This window comes from uncultured Intestinibacter sp. (assembly GCF_902468165.1).
Classification (GTDB): domain Bacteria; phylum Bacillota; class Clostridia; order Peptostreptococcales; family Peptostreptococcaceae; genus Intestinibacter.
Window position 1 is genome coordinate 1 of the sequence record NZ_CABQXJ010000094.1, and the last position, 9959, is coordinate 9959.

Consider the following 9959-nt stretch of genomic DNA (forward strand, 5'->3'; position numbering starts at 1 on the left):
TATATATAATTATTAATTTTGTATAATCAAATTTTAATTATTTTATAAATTTAGTAATTGATTTATTCTCGGTACATCAAATCCTAAAACATAATCAGAGTCTATTTTCATTACTGGTACTGATAGAAACCCCTCTTTTATTAGGTTTCTTTTATGTTCTGAACTCTTAGATATATTATATTCTACATATTCTATATTATTTTGTTTTAAATATTCTTTTAGTTTTGTGCAATTTGGACATGTATCACTAGTATACATTTCTATATTCTTCACTCTACTCAACTCCTTCTTTCTCGATTTTACTTTATTTTCAGTTCTACATATTATAAAATTAATATGTATTGCTAATTATAAAATTATAATTAATAGTACATAATTTATAAAAATAAAGCAATACGATCAAAATATTTAGGAGGTTATTTGTAATGTCAAAGAAGGTACTAATTATGTCAGCCTCTACTGGTGGTGGTCATAATAGGGCAGCCAAAGCCATGAAGGATGAAATCGAAAAAAAATGCATCGATGGTGAACATATTACTTGTGAAATTATAGATAGTTTAAAGTTAATAAATACAACAATGGACAAGATTATTTCTAGTGGTTATGAAAAATCAGCTAAATATACACCTAAAGCATGGGGCGGTGTATATAAAATGTCAGATGCAAATATTGTCTCTAAACATGAGTATAAAGGTAACTTATTTAATACATTATTAGCTTCAAAGTTAAAAAAATTATTAAAAGAACGTAAACCTGATTTAATTATTGGAACTCATCCATTCCCTATGATTGCTTTGAGTACACTTAAAAAGAAATATCCTTATCGAAATGCTTTTAATAGCTTCTTTGTTCCACCACTTATATCGGTTTTAACTGATTATACGGCACATTCAACATATATTCAGGATGAAATTGATTATTATATTGCTGGGGATGAATATGTAAAAGAAGTATTAATTTCTGAAGGTGTAGATGGTGATAAAATAAAACCATATGGTATCCCTGTTGAGAAGTCATTCTTAGAGCATAGAGAAAAGAGTGTTGTTCTTGAAGAACTTGGCCTAGCTCCAGATAAGTTTACTGTATTACTAATGGGTGGTAGCTTTGGTGCAGGAAATATAAAAGACACTTTAAAAGAATTATTAGAAATAGATAGGGACTTCCAAATAATTGTTATAACTGGTAGAAATGAAACTTTAAAAGAAAAACTAGAAAAATCATTAGAAAAATATACTATTGATAAAAATATTTCTATACTTGGATTTACTCAAGATATGAATGATATATTATCAGCTGTAGACATTATAGTTTCAAAACCAGGTGGACTAACTACAACTGAATGTCTATTAAAAGAATTACCTATGATAATTCCTTATTATATTCCTGGTCAAGAAGAAGAAAATATGGATTTCCTTTCAAATTGTGGAGCTGCATTAAGAACCTCTAAGAAATTTACTATTTCTGTATTATTAAAAGTTCTTATTGATAATCCTATGAGAATGGAATTATTAAAAAATAATATTAAATCTGTCAAAAAACAAAATACTGCTGAAGATATTGCCAATTTAGTATCAAATATACTTGGTTATTAATTTAGTTACATATAAATAATAAAGCCAACTCATAAGAGTTGGCTAATTTTATAATGCATAGACAATCATATTTTGATTTAATAAGGTTCATAAAAATCTTCTTCGTAATCATACTGGTAGTGTTTATAGTTGTTTCTAAATGCACTGTTTCTGTTATCTTTTACAGAGTGTATTTTTTTCTTACCAGTACTTTTTACTTTATCTCTTTTTTTAGATTCAATTTTTTTCTGTCTTTTTTCTTTATCGACAGCATGTTCCTCAAAATCTACAGTTGTTTTCATTTTACACCTCTATATTTCTCTTCTTCCTTCTAAGGCTTTAGATATAGTAACTTCATCTGCATATTCTAAATCCCCACCTATAGGTAGACCATGAGCTATTCTAGTAACTTTTATACCCATTGGTTTGATAAGTCTAGCTATATACATAGCTGTAGCTTCTCCTTCTATAGTTGGGTTTGTTGCCATGATTATTTCTTTTACATCTTGGTTTCCTAATCTTTGTATAAGTTCTTTTATATTTATCATATCTGGTCCTATACCATCCATTGGAGAAATTACTCCATTTAGGACATGGTATTGTCCTTTGAACTCTCTTATCTTCTCCATAGCTGCTACATCTCTAGGGTCCTCTACAACACATATTACGCTTGAATCCCTATTTGGGTTAGAGCACATGCTGCATGGATCCTTATCAGTTATGTTACAACATATAGAGCAGTACTTGATTTCTCTTTTTGCATCTAAAATTGCTTTTGATAGTGATTCTACATCATTGTTATTCATGTTAATTACATGAAAGGCCAATCTTTGAGCCGTTTTCTTTCCTATTCCCGGAAGTTTTGAAAATTCTTCGATAAGCCTACTTATAGGCTCTGTATAATATTGCATTATTATCACCTACTAAAATAAACCTGGTATGTTCATTCCCCCAGTCATTTTACTCATTTGAGATGATTGAGCGTCGTCTACCTTTCTTAATGCTTCATTTACTGCACTTATAACTAAGTCTTGTAACATTTCTATATCGTCTGGATCTACTACTTCTGGTTTCATAGTTACATCTAAAACTTCTTTTTTACCATTAACTTTAACAGTAACAGCTCCTCCACCTACAGATACTTCAAACTCTTTAGCTTCTAATTCTTGTTGCATTTTTTGCATATTATCTTGCATTTTTTGAGCTTGTTTTAAAATTTGATTCATATTACCTGGCATCATTCCTCCGCCAAATCCTTTTTTAGCCATTTATTTATTCCTCCTTAAGAAATTTATCATTATTTTATAATATAATTTTTATCATTTATTTTAGCTTTTTTCAATACTATCTTTTACTTCTAATATATCTTCACTTACTATATCTTTTAATATTTGTTCACCTTTATCCTCTTTTTTTATTTCAGTATTTAAATTTAATAATTGAGATTTAAATACAATTTTTACGTTAAAGTTCCTGTTTAATACTTCTCTTATAACTTTTTCTACGTATTGTATAGTTTGTGGTGAATCTAATTTATTTTTAGCAAATGAGTAATTGTCAGTAAATATAATGTATAAAATATCATCTGCTATATTAAAACTATCTACATCTTGAAGTAAGGCCCTAGTTATCTGCTGTCTGTCCTCCTTCATTTTTTGTAAGATGTTTTTCCATGATTTTTGTATTAACTTAACATCATCACTCTTTAAGTTTTCATATTCTACATCTTCTTCGTGTGATGTTTCAAGCGTATTGTTCCCAACTTTTTCATTTTTATTAGAGTTATCCACTGTTTGATTTGTGGATATGTGATTAACTTTTATATTTCCAGATTCTATTTTTTGCTCTAAGTTTTCTATTCTCTTTAATAAGGCTTCTTTACTATCATCAAACATAGGTTGTGCTATCTTCATCATAGTTACTTCCATTAGAACCCTTGGATTTGATGATACTTTCATTCCATCTTGAGCTTCTGATAATATATTTAAAACTCTTATTAAGTTGTTAGTGTCTATAGTTTCAGCTTGTTGTTTTAGTAAATCTATAGTTTCTTCTGGAAGTGATATTATTTCATCTAAATCATTTGATATTTTACATACCATTAAGTTTCTAAAATGATCTATTAAATCGTTTACTAAATTTCTTACATCTTTCCCCCAAATAATAAAATCATTTAATATTTGAAGTGATTTTTTAGTATTTTCTTTTATTATAGATTCAGCTAAGTCAAATAACTGCTCTATATTTACACTTCCTAAAAGTTCAATTACATCATTATAACGTATAGTATGTCCTTCAAAAGATATACATTGGTCTAATATACTAAGTGCATCTCTCAGTGCACCTTGTGAATTCCTTGCAATTAAATTTAATGCTTTCTCATCAGCATCTATACCTTCTTTTTCACATATATATTTCATTCTTAATGAAATATCTTTTACTGTAACTCTTTTAAAGTCAAATCTTTGACATCTAGATAATATTGTTGCAGGTATTTTATGTGGTTCTGTAGTCGCAAGTATGAATATTACGTATGATGGTGGCTCTTCTAATGTTTTTAGAAGTGCGTTAAATGCTCCTTGTGATAGCATATGAACCTCATCTATGATATATACTTTATATTTAGATTTAGCTGGAGAATATTTTACATTTTCTCTTAATTCTCTTATATCGTCTACACTATTGTTTGAAGCAGCATCTATTTCAACTACATCCATTGTTTTATCTTCTAAAATATCTCTACAACTTTCACATTCATTACAAGGTTCATCATTGTGTAAATTAGTACAGTTTACTGCTCTAGAAAATATTTTAGCTGTAGATGTCTTACCTGTACCTCTTGTCCCACAGAATAAATATGCATGACCTACATTATTACTTTCTATCTGATTTTTTAAAGTTCTAACTATATGTTCTTGACCTACTACATCGCTGAAGTTCTTTGGTCTATATACTCTGTACAACGCCTTATGCATATCTATCATCCCCTTTGTTCCAAATACTGTTTTTATTTTAGACAATTTCTTTAATTATTATATCATTAAATACATAAAAATACTCTAATTTAAACACCTTTCCCAATTGCCATAAATCAAATTATATAATTTTTATTTTTATAGATAATAAAAAAATCTTTCCAAGTATAATAAAGGGGGTTATATCCTTTATTCTGAAAAGATTTACAAAATAAAAATCCCTCAAAAAGGGATTTGTTTTATATATTAAAATGCTGTACACCATCTATTGACTATACTTCCCAGACGTTACCGAAGTAGTTAGCTCGGCTTAGGCACTCCCACGTCACATGCAGTAACCACTTACTGCTGCTTCCTTCCGGATCTGACAGGGTTCATGGGCTTACATTGCATGGGACCTAAACGTCAACACCACTTGCTCCGGGCAGCTCCACAAAGTAGTAGCCTCTAGATGGAATTCAATCCTGCTATAGCGGATTGCAGGTTACAGGGCACCGCTACTTCCCCATCTAGTACAGCAAAGTTGTAACCGAAATTAATGTTCCTCTTGGCGGAGAGAGTGGGATTCGAACCCACGATACATTTTTACATGCATACTAGCTTTCCAGGCCAGCGTCTTCGTCCTCTCGACCATCTCTCCAGTTATTTTTTCCTTAAGTCTTTAAAAAATCTTTGCAAAATGACCGAACACTCGTCTTCCATAATTCCAAACTCAACATTTACACGACTATCTTTAAAGTACTCCATCTTAAATGTGTGTTGTTTTTCTATATTCGCGTTTTTAATATGTTTAGTTCCTATTATTATATTTTTTATTCTTGAATTTACAATAGCTCCACTACACATAATGCAAGGTTCCATAGTAACATATAAATCACAATTCATAAGTCGCCAACCACCTAATGTATTTGCTGCATCTTTTATTGCTAGCATTTCAGCATGTGCTGTAGAGTCTTGTAGAGTTTCAGTTAAGTTATGTCCTCTACCGATAATTTTATTATCTTTAACAATTATAGCGCCTATAGGTGTTTCACCCTTATCATATGCTTTCTTGGCTTCAGATATTGCCTCATTCATAAAAAATGTTTTTTCCATATTTCCTCCTAAACATATAACATATTAATATTAACACAACTTTTTTTATAATTCAACTTATTTTTTCCTGCAAAATTTTATTTTAATTGACCTTTTTAAACAAATATTTCAATTTAAACTATAAAAGGACTTATTAAATATAAGTCCCTCGCTTTGTTTATTTACTCAAATAAAATATTTTTCAACTTTAATTCTTTTTGTATTTCTTCAAATATTTCATCATTGTCCACTTCAATTGTATGAATATGATAATCTGGAGATAAAACTGACAACTGTTTAAACTCGTTTGTCGCTGCTTTCTGCATGAAATTTCTTAAATCTCTATTTGTAGCTACATTTAGGTCTGCTTTTAAAACTCCATATGTAGGATGTTCCACTATAACATCTTTTACCTTTCCACCTAAATCAATTATAGTTTGTAATTCATCATAAAGTTCATCATCAGAATTATGATTTTTACACTTTATCTTAAATTCATTTTTTACAGAATCCAAAACAATATATCCATTAGATGTCGCTATAATTTCTAATCCAGATGCTCTTAAAAGTGCTATATCCTTTACTACAACTTGTCTACTAACTTGAAGTTCTGCTGATAATTCACTTCCTTTTACAGGTTTATCAGACTTTTTTAGAATTTGTAATAACTTTTCTCTTCTTTCGTTTGAGCTCATTTCGCACCTTCTTCTTGTTTTATTATTTTGTTTTTCATCATCTTTAATTTATTCTATATACTTTTTTTAAAAAAATCAATTGCTAACTTTTTAAGTGAATGTATACAATCTGCCTAAATAAAATTAAAAATTTAACTATTATTTTTTGTTGAATACTAAATTATGTGGTGCTATAATTGTTATCACAAGTGTAATTACACCTGTAAATACTTTATATGATAAAGGGGTCCATTATGATGAATGAACTATCTGAAAAGATATTAAAATTAAAAAAAGAAAAAAACGCTATAATATTAGCACATTTATATCAAATTCCTGAAGTACAAGAAATTGCAGACTATGTAGGAGATTCTTATTACTTAAGTCAAGTTGCTCGTGATGCAAAAGAAGATTTAATTATTTTCTGTGGAGTTAAATTTATGGCTGAAAGTGCAAAAGTATTATCACCAGATAAAACAGTCATTTTACCAGCTCCAAATGCAGGTTGCCCAATGGCTGATATGGCTGAAGTTGAAGATGTTGAAGAAATGATAAAAAAATATCCTGATGCATTTAAAGTTTGTTACATAAATTCATCTTACGAAGTTAAAGCTCTTTGCGATGCATCTGTTACATCATCTAGCGCTTTAAATATAATGAACAATATACCAAATAAACAAATATTATTTTTACCTGATCAAAACTTAGGTGGATATATTGCTGAATTCTTCCCAGAAAAAGAATTTATTTTATGGAGAGGTTTCTGCCCTACACACCACAGAATCACAGCTGAAGATGTTCTAAATGCAAAACAAGAACATCCAAATGTAAAGGTTTTAGCCCATCCTGAATGTTCTAAAGAAGTAAGAGAGTTAAGCGATTATCTTGGAAGTACAAGCGGTATAATCGATTATGCCACTAAATGCGAAGATAACGAGTTTATAATAGCTACTGAAGAAGGTGTACTACATCAACTTCAAAAGAAAAATCCAAATAAAAAATTCTATTTCCCTGAAATGATGGTATGCCCAAATATGAAAAAAACTACTTTACAAGATATCTATGATGCACTAGATGGAAAAAGAGAAGAAGTTGTTTTAGACGAAGAAATACGCCAAAAAGCATTAACTTCTCTAGAAAATATGCATAAATTAGGGAATTAATTATGAAAAATAAAAACGTAGATGTCTTAATAATTGGGTCTGGAGTTTCTGGTTTATACAGTGCTCTTAATTTAAGTAGTGATTTAGATATTTTAGTAGTTTCAAAAGGGAAAATAGACTGTACAAATACATATCTAGCACAAGGTGGAATTTCTGTTGCTAGAAATAAAGAAGATATTCCTGATTTTATAGAAGATACATTAAAAGCAGGACAATATAAAAATGATTTAGAAGCTGTAAAAGTATTAACTTCTGAATCTATAAAAAATGTAGAGGAATTAGTTTCATTAGGTATGAAACTAGACCTAGATGAAAACGGAGACTGGGATTACACAAAAGAAGGTGCTCACTGTGTAAATAGAATAGTACATACTAATGACCACACAGGAGAAGATGTTGAGAAAACACTTATAGAAAATATACTTTCTAAACCAAATATAACTGTTTCAGAAGATACTTTTTTTGTAGATATTATAGAAGAAGATGATAAATGCATCGGAGCTATACTTTTAAAAGACAATAAACAAATAAACGTATTTGCTAAATATGTAATTTTAGCTTGTGGTGGAATTGGAGGGCTTTATAAAAATTCTACTAGTCAAAGAATTCTAAAAGGAGATGGACTTGCCACAGCATTAAAACATAATATTGAACTTAAAGATATTAATTATATACAAATACATCCTACTGCATTTTATGATGAAACTGAAGATGAAAGAAGATTTTTAATTTCAGAATCAGTTAGAGGTGAAGGCGGTATTCTTACAAACGTAAATGGAGAAAGATTTGTAAATGAATTATTACCACGTGATGTTGTTTCAGCAGCCGTTTTTGAACAAATGGAAAAGACAAATACACCATATGTTTTATTAGATATTAGTTTTTTAGATTCAGACTATATAAAAAATAGATTTTCATTAATTTATAAAAGTTGTCTTGAAAAAGGAACTGATATAACAAAACAACCAATAAAAGTTTCTCCAGCTCAACATTATTTTATGGGAGGAATAAAAGTAGACACTAATAGTAAAACATCATTAGATCGCCTGTTCGCTGTAGGTGAAACTAGTTGTACTGGAATTCATGGTGCTAACAGATTGGCAAGTAACTCATTATTAGAAGGATTAGTATTCTCACAAAGAGCTGCCAATATTATAAATAATTCAATAGATGAGATAGAATTAATCACAAAATCTGTTGATAAATTAGAAAAAACAGTGGATGAAATAGCAGAAGAAAATAAAAAATTAGTTGTAGCAGCAATTAAAGGACAAGGTGGTAGAATAGATGATTAACTTTTTAATTGTAGACAAAATAATAAAAGATGCACTTATTGAAGATATTCCAAACGAAGATATAACAACAAATTCTATAGTATCAGAAAATAGCATATCTTCGGTTGATCTTCTTTGTAAAGAAGAAGGTATTATAGCTGGATTAGATGTTTTTGCTAGAGTTTTTCACATCTTAGGTGATGTATCTGTGGATTTGTGGAAAAAAGATGGGGATAGAGTTTATCCAAAAGAAAAAATAGCCGAACTTAAAGGAAATACTAGAAATATACTTAAAGGTGAAAGAGTTGCCCTTAATCTTCTTCAAAGAATGAGTGGTATCGCAACATTAACTAATAAATTTGTAAAAGAAATAGAACATACTGATGCAAAACTATTAGATACTAGAAAAACAACACCTAACTTAAAATTATTAGAAAAATATGCAGTAAAAGTTGGTGGTGGACACAATCATCGATTCAATTTATCTGATGGAGTTATGTTAAAAGACAACCATATAGACGCTGCTGGAGGAATAACTAATGCAGTTAATTTAGCTAGAAAAAATTCCTCTTTTGTAAGAAAAATAGAAGTCGAAACAGAAACATTAGATATGGTTAAAGAGGCATTAGATGTAAAAGCTGATATAATTATGCTTGATAATATGGATTTAGATACTGCTAAAGAAGCAGTTTCACTAATAGGAAACAAAGCACAAATAGAATTTTCAGGGAATGTTTCATTAGAAACAATAAAATCTATCGCTGAAATAGGCGTTGGATTTATATCTGTAGGAGCATTAACTCACTCAGCTAAAATACTAGATTTAAGTATGAAAAACCTTAAACCATTAAATTAGTAGAAAGTATTATATTAATTTAAAGCTGTGTTAACTTTCTACGTGATAAGCATGGCATAAAGATAACCACTCCTTAGTATTTTCAAGATGTTGAATTTTAAGGCGTGGTTATTTTTATAGTTTACTTAAATTTGTTCGTATTTTACTAGTATTATCATCTTCTTTTTATTATTAAATAGAATATAAATAAAAAACCATTCTCTGCTACTAAGAGAGAATGGTTTTTGTATCCTAATGAAAGGTGCTATGCTTATTTAAAATGAATAATGAACTTATCTAGTTGTAATGACTATGTAATTCATTAAATAAAAAAAGACTACGTGGCTACGTCTTACTCTCCCAGGCGGTTGCCCACCAAGTACCATCAGCGCT

General features: G+C 29.4%; 11 protein-coding genes, 1 tRNA gene and 1 other RNA gene. 4 read left to right on the forward strand and 9 right to left on the reverse strand.

Features of this window, described 5'->3' with window-relative positions; all coding sequences use genetic code 11:
- Positions 1-42: 42 nt before the first annotated feature.
- A complete protein-coding gene (locus RDX53_RS12880) occupies positions 43-273 on the reverse strand; it encodes a glutaredoxin family protein (RefSeq protein ID WP_195931194.1) in 231 nt (76 codons plus the stop codon).
- A gap of 152 nt (positions 274-425) precedes the next feature.
- On the opposite strand from RDX53_RS12880, the gene RDX53_RS12885 reads away from it, so the two are divergent.
- On the forward strand, positions 426-1592 hold the full coding sequence (locus RDX53_RS12885; protein WP_295764061.1) for a glycosyltransferase: 1167 nt from the start codon (positions 426-428) through the stop codon (positions 1590-1592).
- A gap of 77 nt (positions 1593-1669) precedes the next feature.
- Here RDX53_RS12885 and RDX53_RS12890 read toward each other — a convergent pair whose 3' ends face one another.
- From RDX53_RS12890 to RDX53_RS12925, 8 genes are all read right to left on the reverse strand, one after another.
- Entirely contained in the window at positions 1670-1873 is a 204-nt protein-coding gene (locus RDX53_RS12890) for a hypothetical protein (RefSeq protein ID WP_295677697.1), read from the reverse strand.
- 9 nt (positions 1874-1882) lie between these two features.
- On the reverse strand, positions 1883-2482 hold the full coding sequence (gene recR, locus RDX53_RS12895) for a recombination mediator RecR (protein ID WP_195931190.1): 600 nt from the start codon (positions 2480-2482) through the stop codon (positions 1883-1885).
- Between the two features lie 12 nt (positions 2483-2494).
- Positions 2495-2839 carry a YbaB/EbfC family nucleoid-associated protein gene (locus RDX53_RS12900; protein WP_007285682.1) on the reverse strand — a complete coding sequence of 115 codons (345 nt, stop codon included), beginning with the start codon at positions 2837-2839 and terminating at the stop codon, positions 2495-2497.
- Between the two features lie 60 nt (positions 2840-2899).
- Positions 2900-4546 carry a DNA polymerase III subunit gamma/tau gene (dnaX, locus tag RDX53_RS12905; protein WP_195931189.1) on the reverse strand — a complete coding sequence of 549 codons (1647 nt, stop codon included), beginning with the start codon at positions 4544-4546 and terminating at the stop codon, positions 2900-2902.
- 254 nt (positions 4547-4800) lie between these two features.
- Positions 4801-5064, reverse strand: an RNA gene (ffs, locus tag RDX53_RS12910) — signal recognition particle sRNA large type.
- A 30-nt stretch (positions 5065-5094) separates the two neighbouring features.
- A tRNA-Ser gene (locus RDX53_RS12915) sits at positions 5095-5186 on the reverse strand.
- A gap of 2 nt (positions 5187-5188) precedes the next feature.
- Positions 5189-5641: a nucleoside deaminase gene (locus RDX53_RS12920; protein WP_307994299.1), complete on the reverse strand. Its 453-nt coding sequence runs from the start codon at positions 5639-5641 to the stop codon at positions 5189-5191.
- A gap of 161 nt (positions 5642-5802) precedes the next feature.
- Complete coding sequence (locus tag RDX53_RS12925; protein ID WP_195931186.1) at positions 5803-6315, reverse strand: transcription repressor NadR; 513 nt, start codon at positions 6313-6315, stop codon at positions 5803-5805.
- 233 nt (positions 6316-6548) lie between these two features.
- Between RDX53_RS12925 and nadA the strand changes: the two genes are divergently transcribed.
- From nadA to nadC, 3 genes are read left to right on the forward strand one after another with little or no spacing between them, the layout of a single operon-like run.
- Positions 6549-7457 carry a quinolinate synthase NadA gene (gene nadA, locus RDX53_RS12930; RefSeq protein WP_195931184.1) on the forward strand — a complete coding sequence of 303 codons (909 nt, stop codon included), beginning with the start codon at positions 6549-6551 and terminating at the stop codon, positions 7455-7457.
- A gap of 2 nt (positions 7458-7459) precedes the next feature.
- Positions 7460-8752 (forward strand): L-aspartate oxidase, encoded by a 1293-nt coding sequence (locus RDX53_RS12935; RefSeq protein ID WP_195931182.1) that lies wholly within the window; start codon positions 7460-7462, stop codon positions 8750-8752.
- Positions 8745-9587 (forward strand): carboxylating nicotinate-nucleotide diphosphorylase, encoded by an 843-nt coding sequence (nadC, locus tag RDX53_RS12940; RefSeq protein WP_295677701.1) that lies wholly within the window; start codon positions 8745-8747, stop codon positions 9585-9587. Before RDX53_RS12935 ends, nadC begins: the two co-directional genes overlap by 8 nt.
- Positions 9588-9959: the final 372 nt, after the last annotated feature.